A 26357-nucleotide genomic window follows, 5' to 3' on the forward strand; every position below is an offset into this window, starting at 1 on the left:
AACCCGGCATGGCCCAGTGGTTGAAGCGCGGCGCCGAGGCATCTGCAGTCGCGGATCAGGATCGCAAGGTGCGCGAGGTCGTGGAGGCGACGTTGGCGGATATCGAAAAGCGCGGCGATGCCGCCGTGCGCGAATTGTCCGTCAAGTTTGACGGATGGGATCGCGAGGATTATCGCCTCTCCGAGAGCGAGATCGAGGAATGCCTGAACAAGCTGTCGAAGCGTGATATCGCCGATATTGAATTCGCCCAGCAACAGGTGCGCAATTTTGCCCGTGTCCAGCGCGAGGCCCTGCGCGATGTCGAGGTGGAAACCTTGCCGGGCATCGTGCTCGGTCACAAGAACGTGCCTGTTCAGGCGGCGGGCTGCTATGTGCCGGGTGGCAAATATCCGCTGCTCGCCTCGGCTCATATGTCGGTCATCACCGCCAAGGTGGCGGGCGTGCCGCGCGTCATCACCTGCGCACCGCCCTATAAGGGTGGTCTTGCCCCCGCCATCGTCGCGGCGCAACATCTGGCGGGCGCAGACGAGATCTATGCGCTGGGCGGCATTCAGGCCGTCGGCGCCATGGCGCTTGGTACGGCCTCGATTGCGCCGGTCGACATGCTGGTCGGCCCCGGCAATGCCTTTGTCGCGGAAGCCAAGCGCCAGCTTTTCGGTCGGGTCGGTATCGACCTCTTTGCCGGTCCGACGGAAACGCTGGTGATTGCCGATGACAGCGTCGACGGCGAGATCTGCGCCACCGATCTTTTGGGGCAGGCCGAGCACGGGCCGGACAGTCCGGCCATCCTGCTGACCACCTCGGAAAAGCTTGCCCGCGATACGCTGGCCGAAATCGACCGGCTGCTGGAGATCCTGCCGACGGCGGAGATCGCCCGCAAATCCTGGGGAACGTTCGGGCAGGTGATCGTGGCGGAATCGGACGAGGAGATGGTCCGCATCGCCGATGACATCGCCTCGGAACATGTGCAGGTCATGACCCGCGATCCGGATTATTTCCTGGCCAACATGACCAATTACGGCGCGCTTTTCCTCGGTCCTCGCACCAATGTCGCCTATGGTGACAAGGTGATCGGCACCAACCACACCCTGCCGACGAAAAAGGCGGCGCGCTACACCGGCGGCCTGTGGGTGGGCAAGTTCCTGAAGACCTGCACCTACCAGAAAGTGCTCACCGACGAAGCCTCCGCGATGATCGGCCGTTACTGCTCGCGCCTTTGCGATCTCGAGGGCTTTTCCGGCCATGGCGAGCAGGCCAATCTCCGGGTGCGGCGCTATGGCGGTGACAATGTCGCCTATGCGGGCCGGGCAGAAGAACTGGCATGACGGTGGCTGTCCTCCCAAGCACACCGTCCTTCCGCCTCGGTGGCAAGCGGGCGCTTGTCACCGGGGCGGGACGGGGGCTCGGCGTGGCGGCGGCGGCGGCGCTCGCCGAGGCTGGCGCCCATGTGGTGCTGGCGGCCCGCAGCGGCGATGAGATCGGCGCGGTGAGCGAAGCGATCCGGACCGCCGGAGGTTCCGCCGAGGCGCTGATCCTCGATGTGACCGATCTCGGCCGTCTGGAAGCGACCCTGGCCGGGCAGCAACCGTTCGATATTCTCTTCAACAATGCCGGCACCAACAGGCCAAAGCCGCTCTGGGAGGTGACGGAAGAGGATTATGACGCCGTTCTCGATCTCAACCTGAAGGCTGCGTTCTTTGTGGCCCGCGCGGTGGCGAAATCGATGATCGGCAAGGGCATCAAGGGATCGCTGATCCATATGGGCTCGCAGATGGGCCATGTGGGCGGGCCGAACCGCTCGCTTTACTGCGCCTCGAAATGGGGGCTCGAAGGCATGAACAAGGCCTTCGCGCTCGATCTTGCGGCGCATGGCATCCGCTCGAATACCATCGCGCCCACCTTTATCGAAACGCCGATGACGAAGCCGTTCTTCGAGAACAGGGCGTTTCTCGACAGCGTCCTGTCCCGGATCAAGCTCGGCCGTCTCGGACAGGTGGAAGACATTATGGGGGCGGTGGTGTTTCTGGCCTCGGATGCCGCCGCCCTGATCACTGGCACCTCCATCGTCATCGACGGCGGCTGGACGGCTGACTGACCTTATCATTGATGCGCCGATCCGGGCCTTGCGCCTGCCGGAGTGGCGACAGGGAGTGAACCATGTACGAACCCTTTCCCGGAAACTATATCTGGAACCTCTCCACCAATCTGGCGCTGATGTGCGGCGGCAATATCGGGGAGATCGATGCGGCCTGCAAGCCGATCCGCGAGGCCGCCGCCCGTGGCGAGGATGCCGGAACGGCGCAATTTTTCGAGTCCTGGCTTGCGGTCGCAGATAAGGTGCTGGCCATGGCCGAGCGCGATCTGGCGCGCGGCTGGAAGCGTTCCGCCGGTATCAAATACCAGCGCGCCGCCGGCTATCTGCTGTGCGCCGAGCGCATGCAAAGCCGCGATTACGCACCGCGATGGCAGGCTTATGGCGATGGCCTCACCTATTTCCGCAAGGGCATGGAACTGCAGGAAACCGGCGTCGAATTCGTCGAAATCCCCTATGAGGGCATGAGCTATCCGGCGCTCTTCGTCAAGGCCGCCCCGGGCGCCGATGGTAGACCCGCGCCCTGTCTCGTCTCCTGCAACGGACTGGATTCGATGAAGGAGCAGATTTATGGCGCCGGCAATCCGGAAGCCTTCCGGCTGCGCGGCATCTCGACGCTGGTGATCGACCAGCCCGGCACGGGCGAGGCCTTGCGCAAGCGCGGTCTCGTTGGCCGTCATGACAGCGAGGCCTGGGCCTCCGCCGCGCTCGACTATCTTCTGACGCGTCAGGATGTCGATACCAGCCGTATCGGCATGTTCGGTCTTTCGCTCGGCGGTTATTTCGCGCCGCGCGCGGCGGCCATGGAGCCACGCTTTGCGCTGTGCGCCGTCATGGGCGCCAACCATAACTGGGGCGAAATGCAGAAACGGCGCATGGCCCGCGAAGGCGACCGCCCGGTGCCGCATTACTGGGACCATGTGATGTGGGTGTTCGGCAAGAACACCATCGAGGACTTCATGGACTGGGCGCCCGCCATGAACCTCAACGGCGTGGTGGAAAAGATCAAGGTGCCCTTCCTCATTACCCACGGCGCTGGTGACCGGCAAATTCCGCTGGAATACGCGCATCAGAGCTACGATCAGGCCATCAACAGTCCGAAGCGCGAACTGTTCATCACCACCACCGATGATTTTGAGGTGGAGCATTGCGGGGCCGACAACGGCACGATTTTGCGCGATTATATTGCCGACTGGATTGCCGAAACCTTCAACGCCATGGTTTAAGGGTGTCCTTCGATCCTGCTGGGAGCGTTTCCGCGTTTCGTGGCAGCGCTCTCTTTATTCCTCTTCAGGCCATCAGGGCTCTTCCCCAGGACGGAACACTGAAAGGCCATATCAAAAAGATATGTTTCAAGATCATTTCCTCAAAAGTGATCTGTTTGGATATCATTTATTGACGGCGTGGAGCCATTAAGATATGTAAGCATATCATTTCAACGAAAATGATATGCCTGGAGATCAAAATGGAGGCGGGTTCCGCCAGTCTGCTGGATATGGGGCAGGCTTTGAAGGCGCGGCGCAAGACGCTGGGCCTGACGCAGGAGCACGTGGCCGAGATGGCGGGCCTGTCGCGCCCGCGCTACCGCGAAATCGAGGCCGGCAGTACGGCGGCCCGCGCCACCACCCTCATCAATATCGCCCGCGCGCTGGGGTTGGAACTGATGCTGGTGCCCCAGTCGCTGGTGCCTGCGGTGCATGCGCTGCTGCAACCGCAGGACGACGCCGAAGACCTGCCCGCCTTCATGGTGTCGTCGGACGGAGAGGCCGATGGCTGATCCCCGGTCCATTTCTACGCTCCAGGTTTTGCTGAACGATTGCAAGGTCGGCACGATTGTTCGCACACCGGGAGATTTCAACGCTTTCAGCTTCGAGGATCGCTACCGCGCCACGGGCGGTCTGCCGGTGCTCAGTCTTTCGTTTCGTGCGGCCACGGGCGGGTTGCGCAAGGATCCGAAGCCGGTGGCCCGGGCGCTGCCTGCCTTTTTCGCCAATCTTCTTCCCGAGGATAAGCTACGCGAGGCGATGGAGAAGCACCATGCCGGTCAGGTGCGCGCTGGAAACGATTTCGACCTGCTGGCCGCCCTCGGTTCGGACCTGCCGGGAGCCGTGCGGGTGGTGCCGGAGGGAGACAGGGGGCCGCCTGCCGCCAACAGGCTGCCGGAAAGACCGAAGGCGCGGTTTTCGCTTGCGGGCGTGCAGATGAAGCTCTCGGTGATCAAGAATACCGGCAAGGGCGGCGGTCTGACCCTGCCGCTCGGGGACGAACAGGGATCCTATATCGCCAAGTTTCCCTCCACGTCGTTTCCGGCTGTGTCGGAAAACGAATATGCCAATCTGGCGCTCGCCGCCGCTCTTGGCATGGAGGTGCCGGAGCGGGAACTGGTCGAACAGTCGGAATTCGAGGGCATTCCCCAGGAGTTTCAGACCCTGTCGGATGGAAAAGTGCTGCTGGTCAGACGCTTCGATCGCGGGGCGGCAGGCGAGCGCATCCATATCGAGGATTTTGCCCAGGTCTTCGGCATCTATCCCTCCCGCAAATATGAGGGCGCGGCCTATCACGATATCGCGGCGGCGCTCGCCGTTGCCGTCTCCGTGCCCGCCGCGCTCGAATTCGTTCGCCGGCTGACCCTTGCCGTCATCACCGGCAATGGCGACATGCACCTCAAGAACTGGTCGCTGATCTATCGCGGGAATGGCAGCGCCCCGCAATTGGCGCCTGTTTATGACGTGCTTTCAACCGTTCCCTATTTCCCCGCCGACCGGATGGCCCTGTCGCTTGCCGGGGAGCGCGCGTTCAAGGGGCTGACGCTGCCGCGATGGAAAATCTTTGCCAACCGCGCCCGGCTACCGGAGGCTGCGGTGCTGAACACGGTGGCCGAGACCGTGGAGCGTGTCGACCAGCTTTGGTGGACCCTTCCCGAACGTGCCGTCATTCCGGAAAAAGTGCTGGAGCGGATCGATGCGCATGTGCGCTCGATGATCCCCGTTCTGGCTGGGGGCTCGGCCTGAAAACCCCTTTGCGCAGTTCTGGACATCTTCGGCGACTGGCACGGTAATTGCGTTTCATCAATCCACAGTCCCATCATGTGGAGGCAAGACATGACAGCGCATGATATCGGCAGCCTCGATGTCCGTCTGATGCGGACGCTTCTCCTTCTTCTCACCGAATGCAGCGTTTCCCGCACCGCCGATTTTCTCGGGCAGGCGCAGCCCACCGTCAGCCTGACGCTGAAGCGATTGCGGGACATGTTCAACGATCCCTTGCTGGTCCGCTCCGGCAGTGCGCTGGTGCCGACGGACCGGGGCCTTGCCCTGCGCGAGGCGCTGGAGGGCATTCTTCATCAGATCGACAGCAGCCTGGGCGAAAGGGCGCGCTTCGATCCGAAAACGGCGGAAACCAAATTCCGCATCGTTGCCACCAATTGTCTCGGCACGGTTTTCCTGCCGCCGCTGGTCAGTTCCCTTGCCGAGCTGGCGCCCCATATCAGCCTCGATGTTTCCCCCATGCCGGATGAGCATGATCTCCTCTCCGGCCTTGCCGATGGCACCATCGATGCCGTGATCGGCAACTGGCCGCGTCCGCCGCAGCATCTTCGGCTCTCGCCGATTCTAACCACGGATATCGTCTGCCTTGTGCGGCCTAACCACCGGTTTGCGGGCCGCCGTGGCCGCATCACGCTGGCGGACTATCTCAAGGAAAATCATCTTTCTCCGACATCGGAGCGGCATGCGCATCTGAGCCCGATCGATGGGCGGCTGATCGAGCTTGGCAAGAAGCGCCGGATCAGGGCCACGGTTCCCGAATATGCCATCGCGCCTTACGTGCTGGCCCAGTCCGATCTCGTCTTCACCACAGGGCGGCATTTTGCCGAGCAGGTGGCGCAGACCTTTCCTTTCGCGGTGCTCGATGCGCCGGAGGAACTGGGACGCATGCATTTCTACATGCTCTGGCACGACCGTAAGCACCATTCGCCGGCGCAGATCTGGCTGCGCGGCATGATCAAGACCGTGGCCGCTCGCATGCGGGCGCTAGAGGATATGGTGCTACCACCCCTGCCGCCCTCGCCTTTGGATGAGGCGCTGATCTGTGGCCATGAACCGATGCCATCCGGAAAGGCAATATAGACTATTGCGTCCACGTTATAGGCATCGCGCCGCAAATTTCGCACACTATGTGCAATGCAACAAACATAAGACGGGAACAGCGCGATGGCCTTCACGATGACAAGACGCAATCTCCTGGCGACCATGGCGGCGGGAACGGCCGCAGGCCTGATGGGCCGGGTGGGATCGGCACAAGCCGCCGTTTCGGAAATGGTCTGGGCGACCTGGGATTCCAACGGCCATCCCGAATATGTGGCCCCTTTCCAGAAGGAAACGGGCACGGCCATCAAGCTCTCCTATCTCTCCAGCGAGGATGCGCAGTTTGCGGCGCTGAAGACCGGATCTGCCGCCGATTGGGACATGATCAACCCGTCTCTCAACGGCAGCTGGCGCTACATCAAGGCCGGGCTTCTGAAAAAGCTCGACATGTCCAAGGTGCCAAACAGCGCCAAAATGTATGACGTGTTCAAAACCACGAAGAAGGTGCAGAACGAGGGCGGCGATACCTTCGCCATTCCCTATCTCTGGGGTCTCAATCCCATCGTCTACCGCACCGACAAGCTCGATAAGGAGCCGGACTACACGACCCTTTTCGATAAGAAATATGCCGGTCAGCTGGCCATGCGCGATTATGCGCTGGAATCCATCGCCATTGCCGGTCTGGTCGCCGGTGTCTCGCGTGACAAGGTCTTCACCATGGACGCCAAGGAGCTGGCGGAGGCGAAGAAGCTGCTGATCACCCAGAAGCCACTCCTGCGCACCTACTGGCAGACCATTGGTGACCTCACCAATCTCTTCGCCACGGGGGAGGTGGCTTGCGCCTTCTCCTGGCGCGTTCCCTATGATGAATTGCGCGCCAAGCTGCCGATGGGCATGGCAAAGCCGAAGGCAGGCGTGATGGGCTGGTGCGACTGCTTTGCCATGCCGGCCAATCTGCCGGAAGACAAGGCGGAGGTTGCCTACAAGTTCGTGGATTACCTGCTTGGCCCGACCTATGCCAGCGCGATTGCGAAAATCGGCAATTACGCGACAACCTCTTCGGTAATTCGTGACCAGTTGAGCAAAGAAGAACAGGCGACGATCTTCATCGACGACATGGATGTGATGAAGAGCTTCATGTGGCCGGTCGCGCCCGACAATTATTCCGACTGGCTGAAGATCTGGAACGAAGTCAAGGCAAGCTGATCGATGCACGGTGTCCTGCCCTCGACCGCCATGCTCTCCCCGCCGCCGCTTCTGACGGCGCGGGGTCTCGTCAAGACCTATGGACGCAGCCGTGCGGTCGATGGCGTCGATCTCGATATTCCAGAACGCGCCTTCACCACCTTTCTGGGCCCTTCCGGCTGCGGCAAGACGACAATCCTCAGAATGATCGCTGGTTTCGAGAGGCCGGATTCCGGCTCGCTCGTGCTCGATGGCCGCTCGTTGATCGATGTGCCGCCGGAGCGGCGGCCGGTGAACACCGTCTTCCAGAACTATGCCCTGTTTCCGCATCTGACCGTCTTTGAAAATGTCGCCTTCTCGCTGACGCTGCGGCGCAGATCGCCTGATCCTGCGCCAAAGGTGCTGAGGGCATTGGAGACGGTCCATATGGCGGAATTCGCAGATCGCTATCCCTACCAGCTCTCCGGCGGCCAGCAACAGCGGGTGGCCGTTGCCCGCGCCATGGTCGCGGAGCCGCATCTCCTGCTGCTTGATGAGCCGCTTTCGGCGCTGGATCGCAAGATGCGCAGCCATCTGCAGATCGAACTCAAGGACCTGCAAAAGCGGCTCGGTATTGCCTTCGTCTATGTCACCCACGACCAGGAAGAGGCGTTCGCGCTCTCCGATATCGTGGTGGTGATGAACCGGGGGCGGATTGTCCAGCGCGCGGATCCGGCCACGCTTTATGCCCGTCCGGCCAATGGCTTCGTGGCCGATTTCATCGGCTCCGCAACCCTGGTTCCCGGAACGTTGACCACCGTCGACGCAAGAGACGGCATGGCCGCCATCGAGACTTCGTTGGGGATCATCAATGCCCCGGTGATCGAAGGTGTTGCGTCTGGAGATGCTGCCCTTCTCGTTCTGCGTCCCGAACATATGGCTCTGTGCGCCGAGGTGCGTGACCGGCGCTCACCTGTCGAATGGCAGGGCACCGTCCGCCACGTCGTCTACCAGGGCAACACCTATCTGGTCGAAGCCGAATGTGCGGGGATTATCCTGCGTCTTACGGCCCAGATACCGCCCGGCCTGGGCGAGACGGTTGCCATCGGTCTCGATCCCGGGCGTGCCTTCATCACGAGGGTTGGCGCATGATCCCGGCTTTTCATCGCGCCCAGCTTGCCGTTCCGGTGATCGCCGTGCTGCTGGCCGGTTGCCTGCTGCCATTGGCCTTGCTGCTGGTGTTCAGCGTTTTCACCGTGGATATGGACGCCTTCGTCATGGTGCCGGGCTTTTCGCTGGAAGCCTGGTCGCAAATGGTGACGAAACCGGTCTTTGCCTTTCTCATCGGCAAGGCGGTGGTTTTCGGACTTGGGACCGCCTGTCTCGCGGCCTGTGCCGGCTATCCGATTGCACTTGCCATCGCCTCGCTCACCCCCGCCTGGAAAGGTGTGGCGAGCGTCATATTGCTGACACCGCTCTATACCGGCGAGATCGTGCGCATTTACGCCTGGCGCGTGGTGCTGGGCTCGGAAGGGCTGGTCAATGCCCTGCTGAAATGGCTGGGTTTGATCGATGCGCCGCTGAAATTCCTGCTGTTTACGCCGCTCACCACCCATCTGGTGCTTCTCTACAATACGCTGCCCTTCATGGTGCTGCCCGTCTGGCTGTCGATCGAGCTCGTGGACCGGCGGCTGATCGAAGCGGCGCGTGATCTTGGTGCACGGCCTCTCCATGCCTTTCTGAGGGTGATCCTGCCGCTGACGACACCCGGCCTTTCGGTCGGACTCTTTGCCGTCTTCGCACTGGCCGCAGGCGACATGCTGACACCGAGCCTGCTCGGCGGGCCGTCCGGCGTCACGCCGATGAGCATGATCGACAACCTGTTCGGCACGGCCTTCGACTGGCCGCTCGCCTCGGCGCTGTCGCTCAGTCTTTTGCTGGTGCTTCTCGCCTGCGCCACCGCCATGTCATTTGCCGTCTTGCAGTTGAAGGGTGCGCGGGCCGTCTTTCGCGGAGGTTTGCGATGAACCGCGCCGCTGCCGTCGCCCTCACGCTGGCTCTTGCCTTTTTCTATCTGCCGATTGCGGTTCTATCGCTGTTTTCCTTCAACAGTTCGGCGCTGATGGCCTTTCCCCTGCAAGGCTTTACGCTCGACTGGTATCGCGAACTGGCGGGCAATGCCGCCTTTCGCAGCGGGTTCCTGACAAGCTTTCTGATTTCGCAGCCCGTTGGCATGCTCTCGGCGCTGATCGGTCTCCTGGCGGCGCTGGCGCTGACCGCGCCGCGCCTGCGGGGACGGGTGGTGTTTATCGCTCTGCTGGTCATCCCCTTTCTCGTGCCGAAGACGGTTCTGTCGATTTCCCAGGCCATGCTGTTGAGCTGGGCCGGGCTTGGACGCGGTGCTGCCGCACTGATTGCTGCCCAGACGCTCGTTGCCATTCCCTTCACCACCACCATCATTGCGGCGGTGCTGGTGCGGCTCGATCCGCGGCTGGAAGAGGCGGCGCGCGATCTGGGCGCGACGCCCTGGCAGACCTTTCGCCGCGTCACCTTTCCGCAAATTCGCGGTGCAGTCGGGGCTGCCTATTCGATCGGCGTCATCCTGTCGCTCGCCGATCTGACCATTTCCATGTTCCTGGCTGGACGCACCCAGCCGCTGTCGCTGATCGTCGCCTCCGAATTCCGCCGGGAGCTGAAGCCGGATCTCAATGCCATGCAGGTCGTGGTGCTGTGCCTGACGGCGCTTATCGTTTTCATCGGCGAACTCCTTCGCCGCCGCCGCCGGACGCCGGTTCCGGCACCTCTCTGAATTTCTGTTTGCCCATGTCCGGCACGCGTCATCCATGGCGTCCGGAAATGGCCGAGGAGACCACGCCTTATGCACGATATGCCTGATGCCGATCCTGCCTTGAACCGTCTTGCGGAGGCCGCCCGTGCCGATCTGGCGCTTCTCGGCTTTCCAGCCGCGCCCTGGTCGCCGCCCCTTGCCACTGAGACCGGTCTGCCCGTCGATGACGTCGCTATTGTCGGTGGCGGTCAGTCCGGGATCACCATTGCCGCACAGTTCATCTGGGACGGGCTTTCCGTCAGCCTGTTCGACGCCGCCCCGGCGGGGGAGGAGGGTCCATGGACGACCTTTGCCCGGATGGAGGAATTGCGCACGCCGAAAACCCTGGTCGGCAACGAATTCAATGTCGCCAACCTCTCGGTCCGCCGCTGGTTCGAGACCCGCTATGGAGAGGCGGCGTGGCAGGCGTTGCCGCGCATTCCCCGCACCGACTGGAAAGCCTATCTCGACTGGTATGCCTCGGTCTTCGGCATTCGCATTGCCAATGAAACCAGGGTTATCGAGATCGCACCGGAAGGCCCGTTGCTGGCGGTCACGACTGAGTGCCGGGGCCGGACCGAACGGCGGCTGGCGCGCACTGTGGTGCTGGCAACCGGTTTCGACGGGGCAGGGGCCTGGCAGGTGCCTGGCTTCATTGGCGAGGCGCTTCCCCGCCACCGTTACGACCACACCAACGGACCGGTGGATTTTACCCGGCTGAAGGGCCGGCGCGTGGGCGTGCTCGGCCATGGCGCGTCCGCCTTCGACAACGCCATCAAGGCCTTGCAGTCGGGGGCGACCTCGGTCGATCTTTGCTTTCGCCGCAAAAAATTGCCCCGGACCAACCCGCTTCGGGCCATGGAAAGTCCGTTATTGATGACGCATTTTCCGGAACTGTCCGATCTGACCCGCTGGCAGATCGCCCGGTTTTTCCGCAGGTCCGACCAGCCGCCGCCCTTGCGCAGTTTCGAGACGGCGCTGTCCATGCAAGGCTTTCGCTTGCGTCCGGCCACGCCCTGGCTTGCGGTGCGCGAGGTGAAGGATGGGGTCGAGGTGGAGACACCGCAGGGGGTCCTGATCTTTGACCATCTCCTGCTGGCGACGGGCCTGCATGTCGATCCGGCGCTACGTCCTGAACTTCGCAACATTGCCGGAAGGGCAAAGACCTGGGGCGATTGCTTCAAGCCGCCGATGGGAGAAGAGGATGACCGTCTGGCGCAACTGCCCTATCTCGACCAGCACTTTGCGTTCGAGCCGAAAGATCCGGCGGAGGATTGGCTGACGAGGATCTTTGCCTTCAACAGTCTGAGTGCGGTCAGCCAGGGGCCGCATTCCACTTCGATCAGCGGTCATCGCCATGCTCTTCCGCGTCTGGTGCGCGGTGTGGAGCGACGGCTGCTGCTCGACCGCGAGCACAGCCTGCTGCCCGAGCTTGAAGCCTACAGCCCTAATGATCTGGGCGTGGCCGAGGATTTCGAGGAGGGTTTCAACCTGGATATGTCCCAACCGGCAGCGGCGAGGGCATCCTGATGCGGTCTTTCTATTGGGTAGACCATTCCACCGCAGCGCTTGCGGCGCGGGATCTGACCAAAACGGTGGCGGTGCTGCCGATTGCGGCGGTGGAGCAGCATGGCCCGCATCTGCCGGTCGGGGTCGATGCCTTCATCAACCGTGCCATCATCGAGCGCATGGTCAGCCGCTTGCAGCCATCCCATGACGTTCTGGTCCTGCCGGCTGTGACCATCGGTAAATCGGACGAACATCTCGCCTTTCCCGGCACGCTTGCCGTTGATGGCGAGACCTTGCGCCGGGTGTGGCTGGATGTGGCGGGAAGCCTGCACCGGGCCGGTGTTCGCCGTCTGGTGTTTTTCAATTCTCATGGCGGGCAGATGGCGCTGATGGAGATTGCCTGCCGCGATGTCCGCATTCGTTTCGATATGCTGGCGGTCTCCTGCTCCTGGTTTCGCCTGACCGCTGTGGACGACCTGTTTTCCGGGGAAGAGATCGCCCACGGCATTCACGGCGGCGATATCGAGACGAGCATGATGCTGGCTATCGCCCCGCATCTGGTGGAGATGGACAAGGCCGAGGATTTCGTGCCGCTGACGGTGGCCATCGCGCAAAGCGGCAGTCCCTTGACCGCCGAAGGCGCGGTGGGGTTTGGCTGGCAGGCGCAGGACCTGCATGAGGCCGGTGTCTGCGGCAATGCCTCTGCCGCCACCGCCGCGAAAGGCGAGCAGGTGCTGGATCGCGCCGCCGCCGATCTTGTTCGCCTGATCGAGGCGGCAAGTCTCTTCGATCTCAGCCGCCTGACGGCGCAAACGCGGTTCAGCCGCAGCGGGCCTGCCGATGCTGCCGGTCGCTGAACCTGAAATCATCCGCACGGCCATGGCCGATGGCACGGAATTGGTGGCGGATCTCTACCGGCCCGCCGATGGCGGACCCTATCCCGTGCTGGTGCTGCGGCTGCCCTATGGAAGGGCGGTGGCCTCCACCGTGGTGCTGGCGCATCCGGCCTGGTATGCGGCACAGGGCTATCTGGTGCTGGTGCAGGATGTGCGTGGCCGGGGTGCCTCCGGGGGCCGTTTTCGTGTTCTGGAGGATGATGTCGACGACGGGGCTGAGACGCTGGCGCTGGCCGCCGATCTTAAGGGCGGCAATGGTCAGGTCGCCAGCTACGGCTTCAGCTATCACGGCATGAACCAGTTCATGGCGCTGTCCGGTGCGATCCGCGCCGGAACCCGCCGCCCGGATGCCATGGCGGTCGTCATGGCCGCCTGGAATGTCCGCGATCATTGGGCCTATGAAGGCAATGCCTTCCGTCTCCAGGAAAATCGCGAATGGGCGCGGCAGATGGCCGTGGAAGTCGCGCGCCGCGCTGGCGATGAAGCGGTCGTCGCCGCTTTGCTTTCTGGCTTTTCGCAGGCAGAGGCGTCGGATGTCCATCCCGGTCTTTTGCAGCAGGCTTCGGCCTACAGCCATTATGCCGATTGGCTGGCGGATGATGCGGCCTATTGGCGGCGGGTTTCGCCGGATCACGCCCTTGAGGGCCTTGTGCCGGACCTGCCGGTGCTGCATGTCGGCGGCTGGCATGATGTGATGCTGGAAGGCACGTTTGCCGCCTTCTCTGCGTTTTCTGCAAAAAGCCGCCAGCAGAGGCTGATGATCGGCCCATGGACGCATATTCCCTGGGGCAGGCACTCCGGTGCGCTGGATTGCGGGCCTGAAGCGGCTGAAGGCGTCGATCGCGAGATTGTCGGTTTCTTCGATGAGGTGCTGAAGGGGCGCGAACTGGCTCAATCACCTGTCCGGCTTTACGATGCCGGAAAAGCCGGCTGGCGTGACTTTCCCACCCCACCAGCCGTGGAGACCGTCACACTCTTTCCCGGTTCCAACGGGCGGGCTGCGACCACCAGCCATGATGGCTGGTTAATGCCAGAGCCACAGCAGGCCTGCACGGATTTTCTGGTGCATGATCCCTGGAGACCGGCACCCGCACATGGCTTGCATCTTGGCGCACCCTATGGCTTTGCCGATCGCTGCATGGTCGATGATCGCGCCGATGTCGCCGTCTATACCTCGCCGCCGCTGGCGGAGGCGCTTGTGCTGTGCGGCGCTGCCGATCTCGCTGTGAACATCACCAGCGACCGCCCAGGCTTTGACCTCTGCTGCATGCTTTCCATGGTGACGCCGGATGCCCGGGCCATCGCCATCACCGGCGGATATCGCACCCTTCTGAAGGAGGAGAAAAGCCAGCCATTTGCCATGACATTGCGGCCTGCCATGATGACGGTGCCCGCTGGTTACCGCTTGCGCCTTTCGCTGCAGGCGTCGGCTTTCCCGGCCTTTGCCGTCAATCCCGGCAGCGGACGTCCTGCCCATCAGAGCCCGGCGCAACAGGCCGAGGTGACGACGCTCAGGATCATGACAGGCGCAGAGGCGGCAAGCCGCCTGACCCTGCCGATCCTGCCGCCGTCAGGACTGATCTTTGCCTGACAGTCCGTCCAATAATCGCCGCTAGCCTGGCGAAAATGGCAATTCTTGAACAGACTGTGAGGGTTTCGTGAAAAGAGGAGTATCGAGATGAGCGACCGGGAGACGCACTTGCTGCGGCGCTGCTTTGAATTGGCTAAGGCGGCGCAAGCCCATGGCAATATGCCTTTCGGCGCGCTCCTGGCCGGGCCGGATGGGGAGGTCCTGATCGAGCGGGAAAACGGCTATTATCCTGATCGGGATGCGACAGCCCATGCCGAGCGGCTTGTGGCGACCGAGGCCTCGAAAGCCTATTGCGAGCCTTATCTCGCCACCTGCACGCTCTACAGTTCGGCGGAGCCCTGCGCCATGTGTGCCGGGGCCATCTATTGGACGGGGATTGGCCGGGTGGTCTATGGCCTTTCCGAGACACGGCTCAGGCAGATGACTGGCGACCATCCCGATAATCCCACCATGGACATGCCCTGCCGTGCGGTTTTCGCGGCCGGTCAGAAAACCATTACGGTCGAAGGCCCATGCCTTGAAGACGAAGCAGCCGTCCTGCATCAGGGCGCCTGGGAGCAAACATCATGACCGCTCTTTCCCTCTCGTTTCCGCCGGAAGCCGAGGCCCTGCTGGCTGAAATGCCGGACTGGGGATCGGAATTTGACCGGACCTTCGCCAATCACGCGCCGATGGTGCTGACCGCGCTGGCGCGGATTGGCGGTACACCGCAGCAAATGCGCGGTTTTTTCGATCATTACCGTGCCTCAAAGAGGTTGCGTCCCTTCGCAGCACCCGTGCTGGCGCTGAACGATGCCACCTGGTCCTCTGCCATCGGTCATCGGGATCGGGAGCCGGATCTGCGCCTCTTTTTCAGCCGCAAGGTGTCGGAACTTGGCATCGAGGGGGCTTTGCGGCAGTTTCTGCCTATTCTCGCCCCGGGTGTTGCCGCCAGCGCCTTTCATGCCCTGATGCGCACGGCCTATGGCGTGTTGCGGGGCAGTGAGGCGGATATTGCCGTTGCGCTTGCCTATTGGGCGGCCACTTTTCTCGCCCTGCCACCTGCAACGGCTGCCGCGCCGCTGACCGATGATCCGGCCGAGGTGCTGCGGCGGGTCTGCGAAATCGAGCCGCTGCACCACCTTACCCTGCATGAATTGCTCTGGCAGAACATCCGCGATGCCACGGCAATGGCGGAATTTCAGCCGGTTGTCGATTGGCTGGCAATCGATGATTGGACGATGGCGCGAATGGCGGCGGTTGCGGTCCGGGTATTTGCGGCCACCCAGCATTTCGCGGCGCTGCATGTGGTGACCGGCCTTCACTGGATCCGCCTTGTAGCGCCCTATTGTTCGAAGGAGACGTTGGAGACGATGCTGCGGGTCTTCTGGCAGGCCATTGCTGCCTTGATGCCGGAAATGGGCTTTCCCGTGCTGCCGGATGAAGCGGTGATCGAGCGCTGGCGCGGGCTGGATGCGCCGGACTGGGCTGACATCCATGCCGCAGCGGCTGCCAGTTTCGATGAGCATGACATCAGCCTTGCCTTCTCCGCATCGGAAGAGATGGTGATCTATGGCGATCCGCTGTATCGCGTTGCTGCCGCCAGACGGCTTGGCCTGATGGGAGACTACCGCCGATGAGCGAGGAAAAAACCGGAGCCGGTGCCGATTGCATCATTGAGGCGGGAACGGTGATGACGGGGCTTGCCGCAGATGGCCGGATGCAGTTGCGCCATGATGTCGGCATCCGCGTGGAGAAGGGCATGATCGCCCAGATCGGCCCGCTCGAAGCCGTCGGCTATGGCAATGATCACTTGCCGCGTCATGGCTCAGCGGCGATGATCGCCATGCCGGGCCTCGTCAACAGCCATCATCATTTCGGCCTGACGCCGCTGATGATGGGCGTTCCCTTCGCGCCGCTTGAGCTTTGGCTGCCGCGCTTCAGGGCCATGCGCCCGGTCGGGCCAAGGCTCGATACGCTCTATGCCGCTATCGAAATGCTGGAGAGCGGCACCACGACTGTGCATCATATCGCCAGCGGGCTCACCGGCACGCCGGAGGCGTGGGAAAGCAGCACCGATGCCGTGCTCGGCGCCTATCAGGAAATCGGCATGCGCACCGGCTATTCCTTCATGATGCGTGACCGCAATGTCCTGGCCTATGAACCGGATAGCGCGATTCTCGCGGGCCTGCCCGCCGATCTGGCGGACTGGCTGAAGCCGAGGCTGGCCGCCGCCGATGTGCCGACGGCGGAGTACATGGCCTTCTTCAAGGCCAGCCGGGCAAAATGGCAGGAGCGCAATCCGCTGACGCTTCGCCATCATCTCGCTCCCGCCAATCTGCACTGGTGCAGCGATGACAGCCTGCAGATGATCTTCGAGACGGCGCGTGCTTCCGGTGCCAATGTTCATATGCATTTGCTGGAGACGAAACGGCAGGCGGGTTTTGCCCGCGCCCGCTATGGCCGTTCGGCTGTCGAACATCTGGCGGCGCTGGGCTGCCTGGGGCCGGAACTGACCATCGGCCATGGCAACTGGGCCTCAGAAAGCGATCTCGACCTGCTCGCCGATTGCGGTTGCATGGTCTGCCACAATGCAAGCTCGGGCCTGCGGCTCGGCAGCGGCATCGCACCGGTCAATGCCATGCGTCGGCGCGGTATTCCTGTAGCGCTCGGCATCGATCAGTCCAATCTGGCCGATGACCGGGATATGTTGCTGGAGATGAAACTCGTCTGGGCTCTTCATCGCGGCACGGATCTGTTCAACGACAGGCCTGATGCCGCAGCGGTGCTGCAAATGGCGACCGAACATGGCGCGCGCAGCACCGGCTATGGCGGCATGGTGGGACGGCTGGAGCCGGGGCAGCGCGCGGATATCGTGCTATTGAAGAGGGAGAGCGTCGCGCGGCCTTATCTCCATCCGGATACGCCGGTCAGCGAGGCAGTGCTGCATCGGGCCATGAAGGATGCCGTGCATCAGGTCTTCGTGGAGGGCCATAAGCTGGTGGATGGCGGGCGCGTCGTTTCCATCGATCGAGACGCGGTTTTGCGGGAGATTGCCGAACGCCTTGCCCAGCCGGAAACGGCATCGGAACAGGAGGCGAGCCGGATGGTTGCGCGCCTGATGCCTGCCCTCGAGCAGGTCCATCGCGATCATCCCCTCTAGGGTGTGTGGACATTCGGCTTTGGGCGTGGCGAAAACGGTGATTTTCGAGAACCGGAGCGGAGTGTACTTGAGTACATGAGCACCGGAAGCGCAGGAAATTGCCGTTTGCAGCCCGCTCAAGGGCGAATGTCCACACACCCTAATGCGTTGCCACCCGCTTATGGTATACATGTATAGACATACAGAAGGTCCCGTGATTTTATCCCGAAAACAGGGGTATCATGATGCATTCCATGTTCGACCTTACCGGCAGGACGGCGCTTGTCACCGGGGCCAGCCGGGGTCTTGGCCAGTGGATCGCCGTGGCGCTGGCTGAGGCCGGGGCCGATGTCTGCATCACGGCCCGCAGTGAAGCTTCCCTTGCCGAAACGCGACAGAAGATCGAGGTGCTGGGGCGGTCCTGCCAGACCCTGGCGCAGGACGTGACCGATATCGCTTCCATCGACACGGCGCTTTCCAGTGTCCGATCCGGCAGCGGCACGCTCGATATTCTGGTCAATAATGCGGGCTATGAACAGGTTTCGCCGTCGCTGGATGTGGATGAGGACACCTGGGACCGGATCGTAGGGACCAATCTGAAGGGTGCCTTCTTCTGGTCTCAGGCTGCAGCACGGCGCATGGCAGGGCAGGCCGCAGGCGGCTGCATCATCAATCTCTGTTCGCTGACGTCCTATGTCGGCATTCCGACCGCGGTGCCTTACGGCTCATCGAAATCCGGCCTGCTTGGCATGACGCGCGCCCTGTCGGCGGAATGGGCTGCCCACGGCATCCGCGTCAATGCCGTCGCGCCCGGCTATTTTCGCACCGCGATGACGGACGTGTTTTATCAGGATGAGGGCTGGACGGCCAAAATGCTCGACAAGATCCCGCAAAAACGCTTCGGCGCGGCCTCCGACATTGGCGGTGCGGTGGTGTTTCTGGCGAGCGATGCCGCAGCCTATATTACGGGTCAATGCATTCCGGTGGACGGCGGCTTTCTGGCATCGATCTGAGTGTTGTCCCTGAAAAGCGGGAACCGGTTTTCCGTCCGCAAACACGCAGAATTCTCGCCATGACATGGCGGCTTGACAGCCTCACGCTCTCGAATAAGGTCTATGCATGTATAGACATCTATAGACGGGTAGAGAGCAAGACGGGAACAGACTTTCCCGGAAACGTTCGTCCAGGATGGATGATGCGCATTGCCGATCAATCGTCGGCGTAAGGAAGGTAAGCAGCATGGCCAAGGTCACGTTTCACGACTATTCGACGCTGAGCCCGGAGGAAAAGCGGGCGCTGCTGCGCCGCTCCGAAACCGACCTTTCCGGCTTCATGGAAAAGGTGACGCCGATCCTGGAGGCGGTGCGTCTGGAGGGTGACCGGGCTGTGGCCCGCTTCGGCCGCGAGCTGGACAAGGCCGACGTGACGGAAGCGACGATCAAGGTCACGGAAGCCGAGTTCGACGAGGCGTTCACGCTGGTCGGGGCGGATGTAATCGAGGCCATTACCTTCGGGATCGACAATATCCGGCATTTCCACGAGGAGCAGAAGCCGGAAGCCATGTGGCTGAAGGAAATCAAGCCGGGCGCCTTTGCCGGTGACCGCTTCACCCCGATCAAATCCGTGGCGCTTTATGTGCCGCGCGGCAAGGGGTCCTTTCCCTCCGTGACGATGATGACCTCCGTGCCCGCCGTGGTGGCGGGCGTGCCCGAGCTTGCCATCGTCACGCCGCCCGCACCCGATGGCCGCGTCGATGCCGCGACGCTGGTTGCGGCACGGCTTGCCGGGGTGGAAACCGTCTACAAGGTGGGCGGCGCGCAGGCTGTTGCCGCGGTTGCCTATGGCACGGAGACGATCAAGCCGGCGCTGAAGATCGTCGGGCCGGGCAGCCCCTGGGTCGTGGCCGCCAAGCGATGCCTTGCCGGTATCATCGACACCGGCCTTCCCGCCGGTCCTTCCGAAGCGATCATTTTCGCCGATGACACCGTGCATGGCGGCCTTGCCGCCCTGGATCTGCTGATCGAAGCCGAGCACGGGCCGGATTCCTCCGCCTATCTCGTCACCCACAGCCGCCGTGTGGCCGAAGAGGCGCTGGCTGCCTTGCCTGAGCACTGGGCGCGAATGACCGAGCAGCGGGTGGATTTCTCCAGTCGCGTGCTGTCGGGCACCTGCGGCGGTATCATTCTCACCTCGTCGGTCGAGGAAAGCTATGACTTCGTCAATTCCTACGCGCCGGAACATCTGGAAATCCTCTCCCAGGATGCCTTCGCCCATCTCGGCCACATCACCGAAGCCGCTGAAATCCTGATGGGGCCGCACACGCCGGTCAGCATTGCCAATTTCTGCCTCGGCCCGAACGCCGTGCTGCCCACCAGCCGTTGGGCCAGAACCTTCGGGCCGCTGTCCGTCACCGATTTCGTCAAGCGAAGCTCGATCGGTTATGTCACGGCGCCTGCCTATCCGGAATTTGCCAAGCGTGCCCATAAGCTTGCCGAATATGAGGGCTTTTCCTCGCACGCCCATGCCGTTTCCGCCGTGCGTGACACCTATCTGCCGAAGCGGGGCTGACATGGGGAGATCATTTTTCTCGCCAATGTCCATAAACCCTAGACGGAAGTGCGTGAATTGACCGGTCTTTCGAAGGATGCGTTGCCGCTGTACGAGAAGGTCAAGGACTTCGTTCTTGACAATATCGGCAATGGCAACTGGCCGCACAACGAAAAACTGCCGTCCGAGCATGAGCTGACATTCTCGCTGGGGGTTTCACGCATGACGGTGCACCGTGCGCTTCGGGAACTGACGGCGGAAGGCCATCTCAGGCGTGTTCAGGGTGTCGGGACGTTCGTTTCGCCGCCGAAGGCGCAATCCACCCTGATCGAAATCAGTAGTATCGTCAGCGAGATCAAGGCACGGGGCAGCCGTCATCGTGCCGACGTGATCACGCTGGAGCGGATCGAAGCATCCGACCCGATGCTGACGAAGGCCTTTGAATTTCCGGCGCCGCAGCCTGTCGATCATTCGGTGATCGTGCATTATGAAAACGAGATGCCGGTGCAGTTGGAAGAGCGATATGTCAACCCGCAGCTGGTGAAGAACTATCTTGCTCAGGATTTCACCTCCGCCGCGACCTATGACTATCTGCAGCACAGCACGCCGCTCACCGAGGTCGAGCATCTGATCAGCGCGGTTCCGGCCAGCGAGCGGCACGCCCGGCTGCTGCATATCCGCGAACGTGACAGTTGCCTCGTGCTGAACCGCAAAACCTGGACCGGCCAGACGGTCGCCACCGTCAATATCTTCACCTATGTCGGCAGCCGCTACAGCCTGGGCAGCCGTTACCTGCCACCACACAAATGACCGAGCCGCTCCAGCAAAAGCAGGAACCGGGCCCTGAGGATGATACTTCAGGCATGAAAGACAAAACGATGCAGCAGACGAGCCGAACAGCCGCCATTCGAGACCACGCAAAACGCCGCGACGGGACGGCGGAGATTTTGCTGGGCGAGTTGCTGCGCGCGCTGTTTGGCGTCGAGGCCAAGGCCATCTCCATCAATCACGACCAGTATAGTCTCAATTCGCTCAATGGTTTCTTCGAAGCCGGGGGGGAGCCTTATTTCTTCAAGTTTCACCAGGAGGAAAACGAGGAAGAGATGAGCGGCGAATATTATCGCGCCGACATTCTGGCAAAGGCGGGATTGCCGGTCGATCAGCCGCTGATGATGTCGACGCTTCCCGGCGAGCAGATCCTCGTGTACCGACGCCGCAGCGATCCGCGCTTTTCGGATGTGCTGCGCGCGCTTGACCTGCAGCATGACGAGGCCGGGGCGAAGCAGGCGGTTGCAGCCGAACGCAGGCTGAACGAAGCCGTGCTCGATGTCTACCTGAAGACGCTTCACCCCGTGCGGGTGGAGGAGGTCGAGAAGGAGCCGATCCATCGCCTTTTCCACGACCGGCTGGTCACGGCGCAGGAGGGCACTTATCCCGGCGGGCGGCTGGCGAGCTTTTATGTCGACCGGACGTTCGATTTCCCCGGCGTCTCTTTGTCCTGGGCCGAACTGTCGGCCGCCCGCTTTGTGGTCAACGGTATGGAATATCGCAAGACGCTCGGTGACTTGTTTGCGCAGGCGCATGAGAGACTCGCGCCTCAGCGCCTTGCCGATCACGGCGGCGTGACGGCGCATGGTGATGCGCATAACGCCAATGTCTGGTTCGAGCAGCGTGTAGAGGGTGCGTCGCTAGAGCATAATCCGACCGGAGTGAAACGAGGATCGAAAAGCGCTCTAACATTCTTCGATCCCGCTTTCGCCGGTGAGCATGTGCCGGCCCTGCTCGCGGAGATCAAGGCGACCTTCCATAACATGCTCGCACATCCCTTCTGGCTTTATGATCCAGAGCTGGTGGAGAGAAGCTTTACGGCAATGGCGCGCTATGAGGACGATACGCTGTTTGCCGATGTCGATTGGCGGCTTTCGCCCGTACGGGAGGCGTTGCTGCAGACCAAGGCGGAAACCCTGTGGCGGCCGCTGCTGGCGGAACTGAAACGGAAGGGGCTTTTGCCGCCCGATTGGCAAACGGTGATCCGGCTTGCGCTTTTCCTCTGCCCCACCCTGGTGATGAACCTGCGCGCCGGTGCCACGAACCATAATCCGACCTCATCCCTGATCGGTCTTTCCGTGGCCATAATGGCCGGGTCCGAGCCGGTGGAGGGCTCTGATCTCGTTACGCGCTTCCTGTCGGCCATCGATCCGGAGGGGTGACATCATGACCATCGTCAATATCGATGACCTTCGGCTGGCGGCGGAGCGGCGATTGCCGAAGCTCTTTTTCGATTATATCGACGGCGGCGCGTTCAGCGAGGAAACCTATCGCCGCAACCGCGCGGATTTCTCCGGTCTTGCTCTCAGGCAGACCGTTCTGCGCGCGCGCGCCGAGCCCGATCTCACCACCACCCTTCTCGGGCAGCGTCATGCCCTGCCATTCATGCTCGGCCCCGTCGGGTTTCTGGGGCTCTACGCCCGTCAGGGCGAGCAGAAGGCTGCCCTTGCCGCGCATGCGGCGGGAATTCCCTTTTGCCTCTCCACCTTTTCCATTGCCTCGCTTGCGGACGTGCGCCGCGTCACGGATGGGCCCCTGCATTTTCAGCTTTACATGCTGGATGACGCATCGTTGGCCGAAGAATTGCTGACTGCCGCCGAGGACGCAGGTGTCGAGACACTGTTCGTAACGGTGGATACCGCCATCACCGCCATCCGGGAGCGGGATGTGCGCAATGGCTTCCGCTCGCTGACGCGGATCACGCCCGGTCTGTTCGCAAGCTTCTGCCTCAGACCCGCATGGTTGCTGGACATTGCCCGGGGTGGAATGCCTTCCGTGCGTGCCGTGGAGCATCGGGCGGATTTCGGCAGGGGCGCGCTGGAGCAGGCGGCCAATCTGTCACGGCGGATCGACAAGACACTCTCCTGGGACGATATCCGTCGTTTGCGGGACCGGTGGAAGAAGCCTCTGGTCATCAAGGGCATTCTGGCGCCGGAAGACGCGGAAAAGGCCAAGGCTATCGGCGTCGATGCGGTGGTGGTTTCCAACCATGGCGGTCGCCAGCTGGACGGGGCCTTGAGCACGATCGCGGCGCTTCCCGCCATTCGCGCCGCCGTGGGCCGGGAGTTCACCCTGTTGCTGGATGGCGGCATCCGCCGGGGCAGCGATGTGGTGAAGGCAATCGGCATGGGGGCCGATGGCGTCATGCTGGGCCGTGCTTATACCTACGGCCTGGCCGCCGGTGGGCAAGCGGGTGTGAGCCATGCCATCGACATCCTGCATCGGGAGATCGCCATCACCTTGACGCTGATGGGCTGCGGGTCCATCGAGGAATTGAAGGAAAAAGCGGGCCATTTCGTTTTCCGGCATGGCAGCGCCGGGTAGAGCAGTCTTATGCCGTATAAATTGATGAAACAACCAAAAGAGGGGTTCTCCATGAACAGACATTTCATCCGCACCATGCTTCTTGGCGCAGTCCTGACCTGTGGCATGGCTGCGTTTTCCGCCGGCACGCCGGTGCAGGCGGCAGATTCCATTCCGGCCAAGCCGGAGCCCGGCACCTTCAAGATCGGCATTGAACCCTGGCTGGGTTACGGCCAGTGGCATGTTGCCGCCAGCAAGGATTTCTACAAGAAAAACGGGCTGGAGGATGTGCAGATCGTCAACTTCAGCGAAGACAAGGATATCAACGCGGCGTTGGCCAGTGGCCAGCTCGATGCGGCCAATATCGCCACGCACACCGCCATGGGCATGGTGGCCGCCGGCCTGCCGGTCAAGATCGTGTCTCTCCTCGATTTCAGCCTGAAGGCGGATGCCATTCTGGCTGGTGCCGATATCAAGAGCGTTACCGACCTGAAGGGCAAGAGCATCGCCTTCGAGGAGGGAACGACCAGTGATATTCTTCTGAACTACGCGCTGTCGAGCAATGGCATGACGATCAACGATATCGAGCGCGTGCCGATGCCCGCTGCCGATGCGGGGACGGCGCTGATTGCCGGAAGGGTGCCGGTGGCCGTGACCTATGAGCCCTATATTTCCGCAGCACTCGGCCAGGACAAGAACGTCAAACTGCTGTTTGAAGCCGGCAAGAATCCCGGTCTCGTCTCCGATGTTCTGGTGGTGCGTGAAGAGGTGCTGAAATCCAAGCCGGGGCAGGTTCTGGCGATGATCAAGGCCTGGGATGCGGCGCTCAAGGATTACAAGGCCAACACCGAGGAAGATCGCGCCATCATTGCCAAGGCGGTTGGCGCTTCGCCCGATGACCTGAAGACGGCGTTCGATGGGGTGCAATATTATAGCTCCGCGGAAGCCGCCAAGGCCTTTGCCGGTGATTTCACGGCCAAGACCTTCCCCGATGTTCTGAAGGCGGCCAAAGAGGCCGGTCTGGTGTCGAAGGACGTGACCGCCGCCGCGATCATCGACCCGTCTTTCGTCGATGCGGCGAACAAGTAAGCGCAGTGAAGTTTTTACGCATTTCCGGACGAAAAACCGCGACTACACTTTTCCTGGAAATGCTCTCGCGACCGTAAGGATTGCAATGTCCCGTTCAGAAAGCATGCCGCCATCGAAGGAGGGAACCCGCGCGTCATCGCGCGCGGGTGTCGGCCGTCCGCCGAGCGCGTTGCGCATCGGCGATCCGATTGCCACCTCGTCCTTCGTGTTGATTGCCGTCATGGTGTTTGCGCTGCTGTTGCTGCTTTGGTGGGCAGTGACGGTGACGGGCTGGGTCAAGCCGATTTTCCTGCCGTCTCCCGGTGCGGTCTGGAGCAAGATGGTGGAACTGGCGCTGGATGGCACGCTGTGGACGGATGCCGGGATCAGCATCTACCGCATGCTGGTCGGCTTCTTCATCGCCTCGGCGCTGGCGATCCCGATCGGGATCATGATCGGCTGCTTCAAGACCTGGGAAGCGGCCATCGAGCCCTTCGTGGATTTTGTCCGCTACATGCCGGTCGTCGCCTTCGTGCCGCTGACGATCCTGTGGGCCGGTACCAGCGATATCCAGAAATTCGTGATCATTTTCATCGGCACCTTCTTCCAGCAGGTGCTGATGGTGATGGACAGCGTCAAGCGCGTGCCGCCTGATTTCATCGGACTTGGGCGGACGCTCGGCATGTCCGAAACCAGAATCCTGCGCCGGATCGTCCTGCCCGCGGCATTGCCCGGGATCTGGGATACGCTGCGGATCAGTCTCGGCTGGGCCTGGACCTGGCTGGTGCTGGCGGAACTGGTCGCGGCAACCTCGGGTCTTGGCTACCGTATCGTTGTGTCGCAACGCTATTTTCAGACGCAGACCATCATCGGCTATATCCTGCTCCTCGGCCTTCTCGGTCTGGTCACCGACCAGAGCATGAAGGCGCTGGAGCGTATTTTCTTCCGTTATACGAAAGGTCATTGAGATGACCGGTTCCAAACTCAAGATCGCAGGGCTGAACAAATGGTATGGCATGCGGACCGGGCGGATGCAGGCGCTGAGCCATATCGACCTTGAGCTCGCCGATAATGAATTCGTGTCGCTGGTGGGGGCGTCGGGCTGCGGCAAGAGCACGCTGCTGTCCATCGTCGCCGGGTTGCAGTCCTTCGATGACGGCGTTCTTTTGACGGATGGAGCCCCGATTATCGGCCCGGGTCTGGACCGGGGCGTGGTCTTCCAGTCCTACACCCTGCTGCCTTGGCTGACGGCGCAGCAGAATGTCGAATTTGCCTTGCAGGCGGCAGGGCTTTCGGCTGGCGAATGCCGCGACATTGCCCGTCATCACATCGAGCTGGTCAATCTGACGAAATTTGCCGACGCCTTTCCCTCCCAACTCTCCGGCGGCATGAAACAGCGCGTCGCCATTGCCCGCGCTCTGTCCTATCGTCCGAAAATGCTGCTGATGGATGAGCCCTTCGGCGCTCTCGATGCCCTGACCCGGCACCAGATGCAGGAACTGCTGACGCAGATCTGGGAAGAGCATCGGCTGACGGTGCTTTTCGTCACCCATGACGTGGAGGAGGCCGTCTATCTTTCGGATCGGATCGTGGTGATGAGCATCAATCCCGGTCGGATCAACGCCACCTATCATGTCGGCCTTGCCCGCCCGCGCAGCCAGTCGATGATCTCCACGCCAGAGTTCATCGGGCTGCAAAAACAGGTCCTCGCCTCCATTCGCGACGGTTCGTCCATTCGCCCGGAGGAGTAATACGAAGAGTCATTGAAAATGACTCTTCGTATTCCCCTTTCGAATATTTCAAGCCCTTGATGCATTTGAGATATTCGAAATTCTTTCAAGGTGAGGATGCGTTAGCATCTTCGAGCCTTGGTATAATGCGCCGCACGATGCGGCGGTGTTATCGCAGCAACAATCACAGACGGTTTCCAGAAAACAATGAAGCGCTTTAGGGCCTTCTGCGCCCAATCATGACAGAAGGGAAATTTTCCCATTCAAGGCGTGCATGTAATCGAATTTTATTCCTCTTTTGATTGCAAAAGAAAAATTTTATTTGCGGAACCTTTTTCAAAGATAGCTGAATTATATTTTCATTAATCAATGATCT

At 61.7% G+C, this 26357-nt stretch carries 24 protein-coding genes; all 24 read left to right on the forward strand.

Annotation, left to right across the window (positions count from 1 at the left end):
• Positions 1-8: 8 nt before the first annotated feature.
• Positions 9-1325, forward strand: coding sequence for a histidinol dehydrogenase (gene hisD / locus QO005_RS15760; RefSeq protein WP_307159010.1), 1317 nt, complete (start codon positions 9-11; stop codon positions 1323-1325).
• A complete protein-coding gene (locus tag QO005_RS15765) occupies positions 1322-2095 on the forward strand; it encodes an SDR family NAD(P)-dependent oxidoreductase (protein ID WP_307159011.1) in 774 nt (257 codons plus the stop codon). Before hisD (QO005_RS15760) ends, QO005_RS15765 begins: the two co-directional genes overlap by 4 nt.
• Before the next feature lie 62 nt (positions 2096-2157).
• Positions 2158-3318 carry an alpha/beta hydrolase family protein gene (locus QO005_RS15770; RefSeq protein WP_307159012.1) on the forward strand — a complete coding sequence of 387 codons (1161 nt, stop codon included), beginning with the start codon at positions 2158-2160 and terminating at the stop codon, positions 3316-3318.
• A 239-nt stretch (positions 3319-3557) separates the two neighbouring features.
• Positions 3558-3869 (forward strand): helix-turn-helix transcriptional regulator, encoded by a 312-nt coding sequence (locus tag QO005_RS15775; protein WP_307159013.1) that lies wholly within the window; start codon positions 3558-3560, stop codon positions 3867-3869.
• Entirely contained in the window at positions 3862-5103 is a 1242-nt protein-coding gene (locus QO005_RS15780; protein WP_307159014.1) for a type II toxin-antitoxin system HipA family toxin, read from the forward strand. The genes QO005_RS15775 and QO005_RS15780 overlap by 8 nt, the downstream gene beginning before the upstream one ends.
• Before the next feature lie 90 nt (positions 5104-5193).
• Positions 5194-6219 carry a LysR family transcriptional regulator gene (locus QO005_RS15785; protein ID WP_307159015.1) on the forward strand — a complete coding sequence of 342 codons (1026 nt, stop codon included), beginning with the start codon at positions 5194-5196 and terminating at the stop codon, positions 6217-6219.
• An 84-nt stretch (positions 6220-6303) separates the two neighbouring features.
• On the forward strand, positions 6304-7383 hold the full coding sequence (locus QO005_RS15790) for an ABC transporter substrate-binding protein (protein ID WP_307159016.1): 1080 nt from the start codon (positions 6304-6306) through the stop codon (positions 7381-7383).
• Between the two features lie 3 nt (positions 7384-7386).
• Positions 7387-8493: an ABC transporter ATP-binding protein gene (locus QO005_RS15795; RefSeq protein ID WP_307159018.1), complete on the forward strand. Its 1107-nt coding sequence runs from the start codon at positions 7387-7389 to the stop codon at positions 8491-8493.
• Positions 8490-9368 (forward strand): ABC transporter permease, encoded by an 879-nt coding sequence (locus QO005_RS15800; protein WP_307159019.1) that lies wholly within the window; start codon positions 8490-8492, stop codon positions 9366-9368. Before QO005_RS15795 ends, QO005_RS15800 begins: the two co-directional genes overlap by 4 nt.
• Positions 9365-10150, forward strand: coding sequence for an ABC transporter permease (locus tag QO005_RS15805; RefSeq protein WP_307159020.1), 786 nt, complete (start codon positions 9365-9367; stop codon positions 10148-10150). The genes QO005_RS15800 and QO005_RS15805 overlap by 4 nt, the downstream gene beginning before the upstream one ends.
• Positions 10151-10219: 69 nt before the next feature.
• Entirely contained in the window at positions 10220-11698 is a 1479-nt protein-coding gene (locus QO005_RS15810; RefSeq protein WP_307159021.1) for an NAD(P)-binding domain-containing protein, read from the forward strand.
• Positions 11695-12534 carry a creatininase family protein gene (locus QO005_RS15815; RefSeq protein ID WP_307159058.1) on the forward strand — a complete coding sequence of 280 codons (840 nt, stop codon included), beginning with the start codon at positions 11695-11697 and terminating at the stop codon, positions 12532-12534. Before QO005_RS15810 ends, QO005_RS15815 begins: the two co-directional genes overlap by 4 nt.
• On the forward strand, positions 12518-14164 hold the full coding sequence (locus QO005_RS15820; RefSeq protein ID WP_307159022.1) for a CocE/NonD family hydrolase: 1647 nt from the start codon (positions 12518-12520) through the stop codon (positions 14162-14164). Before QO005_RS15815 ends, QO005_RS15820 begins: the two co-directional genes overlap by 17 nt.
• 87 nt (positions 14165-14251) lie before the next feature.
• Positions 14252-14734: a nucleoside deaminase gene (locus tag QO005_RS15825; protein WP_307159023.1), complete on the forward strand. Its 483-nt coding sequence runs from the start codon at positions 14252-14254 to the stop codon at positions 14732-14734.
• The gene (locus QO005_RS15830; RefSeq protein ID WP_307159024.1) at positions 14731-15783 is read left to right on the forward strand and encodes a questin oxidase family protein; all 1053 of its coding nucleotides are present in this window, start codon (positions 14731-14733) and stop codon (positions 15781-15783) included. The genes QO005_RS15825 and QO005_RS15830 overlap by 4 nt, the downstream gene beginning before the upstream one ends.
• A complete protein-coding gene (locus tag QO005_RS15835; protein WP_307159025.1) occupies positions 15780-17306 on the forward strand; it encodes an amidohydrolase family protein in 1527 nt (508 codons plus the stop codon). Before QO005_RS15830 ends, QO005_RS15835 begins: the two co-directional genes overlap by 4 nt.
• 221 nt (positions 17307-17527) lie before the next feature.
• Entirely contained in the window at positions 17528-18298 is a 771-nt protein-coding gene (locus QO005_RS15840) for an SDR family NAD(P)-dependent oxidoreductase (RefSeq protein ID WP_307159026.1), read from the forward strand.
• Between the two features lie 226 nt (positions 18299-18524).
• Positions 18525-19853, forward strand: a complete 1329-nt coding sequence (gene hisD, locus QO005_RS15845) for a histidinol dehydrogenase (protein ID WP_307159027.1) — start codon at positions 18525-18527, stop codon at positions 19851-19853.
• Between the two features lie 57 nt (positions 19854-19910).
• Positions 19911-20642 carry a histidine utilization transcriptional repressor HutC gene (gene hutC, locus QO005_RS15850; RefSeq protein ID WP_307159028.1) on the forward strand — a complete coding sequence of 244 codons (732 nt, stop codon included), beginning with the start codon at positions 19911-19913 and terminating at the stop codon, positions 20640-20642.
• Between the two features lie 137 nt (positions 20643-20779).
• On the forward strand, positions 20780-22042 hold the full coding sequence (locus QO005_RS15855; protein ID WP_307159059.1) for a hypothetical protein: 1263 nt from the start codon (positions 20780-20782) through the stop codon (positions 22040-22042).
• 4 nt (positions 22043-22046) lie between these two features.
• Positions 22047-23204 (forward strand): alpha-hydroxy acid oxidase, encoded by a 1158-nt coding sequence (locus QO005_RS15860; protein ID WP_307159029.1) that lies wholly within the window; start codon positions 22047-22049, stop codon positions 23202-23204.
• A 105-nt stretch (positions 23205-23309) separates the two neighbouring features.
• Complete coding sequence (locus QO005_RS15865; RefSeq protein ID WP_307159060.1) at positions 23310-24272, forward strand: ABC transporter substrate-binding protein; 963 nt, start codon at positions 23310-23312, stop codon at positions 24270-24272.
• A gap of 85 nt (positions 24273-24357) precedes the next feature.
• Positions 24358-25218 carry an ABC transporter permease gene (locus QO005_RS15870; RefSeq protein ID WP_307159030.1) on the forward strand — a complete coding sequence of 287 codons (861 nt, stop codon included), beginning with the start codon at positions 24358-24360 and terminating at the stop codon, positions 25216-25218.
• A gap of 1 nt (position 25219) precedes the next feature.
• The gene (locus tag QO005_RS15875) at positions 25220-26002 is read left to right on the forward strand and encodes an ABC transporter ATP-binding protein (protein WP_307159031.1); all 783 of its coding nucleotides are present in this window, start codon (positions 25220-25222) and stop codon (positions 26000-26002) included.
• The last annotated feature ends 355 nt before the right edge of the window (positions 26003-26357 follow it).

This window comes from Allorhizobium paknamense (assembly GCF_030815125.1).
GTDB classification, from domain to species: Bacteria; Pseudomonadota; Alphaproteobacteria; order Rhizobiales; family Rhizobiaceae; genus Allorhizobium; species Allorhizobium paknamense.

Excerpts from the sequence above, each read along its gene's own strand:
- QO005_RS15820 (WP_307159022.1), top strand. The coding sequence starts at position 12,518 with ATGCTGCCGGTCGCTGAACCTGAAATCATCCGCACGGCCATGGCCGAT.
- hisD (WP_307159027.1), top strand. The coding sequence starts at position 18,525 with ATGGCCAAGGTCACGTTTCACGACTATTCGACGCTGAGCCCGGAGGAA.
- QO005_RS15840 (WP_307159026.1), top strand. The coding sequence starts at position 17,528 with ATGATGCATTCCATGTTCGACCTTACCGGCAGGACGGCGCTTGTCACC.
- QO005_RS15770 (WP_307159012.1), top strand. The coding sequence starts at position 2,158 with ATGTACGAACCCTTTCCCGGAAACTATATCTGGAACCTCTCCACCAAT.
- hisD (WP_307159010.1), top strand. The coding sequence starts at position 9 with ATGGCCCAGTGGTTGAAGCGCGGCGCCGAGGCATCTGCAGTCGCGGAT.
- QO005_RS15870 (WP_307159030.1), top strand. The coding sequence starts at position 24,358 with ATGTCCCGTTCAGAAAGCATGCCGCCATCGAAGGAGGGAACCCGCGCG.
- QO005_RS15825 (WP_307159023.1), top strand. The coding sequence starts at position 14,252 with ATGAGCGACCGGGAGACGCACTTGCTGCGGCGCTGCTTTGAATTGGCT.
- QO005_RS15810 (WP_307159021.1), top strand. The coding sequence starts at position 10,220 with ATGCACGATATGCCTGATGCCGATCCTGCCTTGAACCGTCTTGCGGAG.
- QO005_RS15805 (WP_307159020.1), top strand. The coding sequence starts at position 9,365 with ATGAACCGCGCCGCTGCCGTCGCCCTCACGCTGGCTCTTGCCTTTTTC.
- QO005_RS15830 (WP_307159024.1), top strand. The coding sequence starts at position 14,731 with ATGACCGCTCTTTCCCTCTCGTTTCCGCCGGAAGCCGAGGCCCTGCTG.
- QO005_RS15875 (WP_307159031.1), top strand. The coding sequence starts at position 25,220 with ATGACCGGTTCCAAACTCAAGATCGCAGGGCTGAACAAATGGTATGGC.
- QO005_RS15780 (WP_307159014.1), top strand. The coding sequence starts at position 3,862 with ATGGCTGATCCCCGGTCCATTTCTACGCTCCAGGTTTTGCTGAACGAT.
- QO005_RS15790 (WP_307159016.1), top strand. The coding sequence starts at position 6,304 with ATGGCCTTCACGATGACAAGACGCAATCTCCTGGCGACCATGGCGGCG.
- QO005_RS15860 (WP_307159029.1), top strand. The coding sequence starts at position 22,047 with ATGACCATCGTCAATATCGATGACCTTCGGCTGGCGGCGGAGCGGCGA.
- QO005_RS15835 (WP_307159025.1), top strand. The coding sequence starts at position 15,780 with ATGAGCGAGGAAAAAACCGGAGCCGGTGCCGATTGCATCATTGAGGCG.
- QO005_RS15795 (WP_307159018.1), top strand. The coding sequence starts at position 7,387 with ATGCACGGTGTCCTGCCCTCGACCGCCATGCTCTCCCCGCCGCCGCTT.
- QO005_RS15765 (WP_307159011.1), top strand. The coding sequence starts at position 1,322 with ATGACGGTGGCTGTCCTCCCAAGCACACCGTCCTTCCGCCTCGGTGGC.
- QO005_RS15865 (WP_307159060.1), top strand. The coding sequence starts at position 23,310 with ATGGCTGCGTTTTCCGCCGGCACGCCGGTGCAGGCGGCAGATTCCATT.
- QO005_RS15800 (WP_307159019.1), top strand. The coding sequence starts at position 8,490 with ATGATCCCGGCTTTTCATCGCGCCCAGCTTGCCGTTCCGGTGATCGCC.
- QO005_RS15785 (WP_307159015.1), top strand. The coding sequence starts at position 5,194 with ATGACAGCGCATGATATCGGCAGCCTCGATGTCCGTCTGATGCGGACG.
- QO005_RS15775 (WP_307159013.1), top strand. The coding sequence starts at position 3,558 with ATGGAGGCGGGTTCCGCCAGTCTGCTGGATATGGGGCAGGCTTTGAAG.